The sequence below is a fragment of the Spongiactinospora gelatinilytica genome (genome assembly GCF_003236385.1).
In the GTDB taxonomy this organism is placed as follows: Bacteria; Actinomycetota; Actinomycetes; order Streptosporangiales; family Streptosporangiaceae; genus Spongiactinospora; species Spongiactinospora gelatinilytica.
Map to the genome: position 1 here is coordinate 1 of NZ_POUA01000741.1, position 1,213 is coordinate 1,213.

Sequence of the window (1,213 nt, forward strand, 5' to 3'; positions counted from 1 at the left end):
GAAAGGGTGGTCGTCGCGCTGGTGTGTTCGGTGGTGTGAGGCTGCTTGCGGCCGCGGTGGGCGAATGAATAAGTGGCTGCGAGAAGCTTCTTTCTCGGGAAGTGCGGCGAAGCCATGGCCGGTGCCGGAATTTGCTATTCCGTGGGCACTGGCGGTGGGCGTCTGCTGTTCAGTTCCGCCGCCGTCACCGGGTGATCATGGCGGCGGTCCAGTTGATGTAGGCGGCCGGGAGGGCGGCGAGGGAGTCGGCGATCGCGCCGCGCGGGAGGTCGGGGATCACGGTCTCGGCGGCGATCTGGCGGCATCGTTCGATCGTCTGGTCGATCATGCCGCTGCGTCGGAGTGCCTGTAGTGCGCGGTCGGCCTCGGCGTCGGTGAGGCGGCGGCCGAGCAGGTCGCGTACGTCGCCGAGGCTCGGGTCGCGCAGGGACCACAGCAGCGGAAGGCTGTAGACGCCGTGCCTCAGGTCGCTGCCCGCGGGCTTGCCCAGGATGGCGGGATCGCCGGCCAGGTCGAGCAGGTCGTCCAGGATTTGGAAGATCACGCCGAACCGCTCGCCGTACATCGCGAGCCGTACGCGCTGTTCGGGGGACGCGTGCGCGCACTGGGCGGCGACCAGGCAGCTCGTGCGGAACAGCGAGGCGGTCTTGCCGGTGATGGACCGCATCGCGTCCTCGACCGAACGTGCGGGGTCGAACAGGCTCGCGGTCTCCTGGTACTGGCCCTCAGCCAGTTCCACGACGGTGGCCGCGAGGGTCTCCGCGACCGGGCGGGACACCGCGGTGAGCGCGGCCAGCCCGGCTCTGGCCAGCATGAAGTCGCCGATCACGAGTGCCCGGGGGTCGCCCAGTTCGGCGTTGAGGGTGCGGGTTCCGCGGCGTTCGGCGGCTTGGTCCATGAGGTCGTCGTGGACCAGTGAACCGGCATGGATCATCTCGACGCAGGCCGCTCCGGTCACCAGGCGCCGGGTCATGGAGCCGCCGAGCGCGAGCCCGGTCGCCAGGGTGAGTGCAGGCCGCAGCCGCTTGCCGCCCGCAGAGGTGATCCTGTCCGCGGCCTTGTTGATCGCGGGGATTCTGGAGGAGTTGCTGAGGCGCCGGATGGTCGCTTCGACCCGGCGGAGTCCGTCGCTGATGGCGGGGTGCGCGGCGAGGGTTCCGGCGGGGGCGTCGGCCGGCGGGCCGTTGGACGGGCGCCGGTTCGGGTTCGGAGG

Annotated in this window: 1 protein-coding gene; it reads right to left on the minus strand. The window is 70.7% G+C overall.

The features are described from left to right. Positions 1 to 184: 184 nt before the first annotated feature. Positions 185 to 1,213 (minus strand): polyprenyl synthetase family protein (locus C1I98_RS39060; RefSeq protein WP_306461955.1); only part of this gene is annotated, 1,029 nt, incomplete at its 5' end.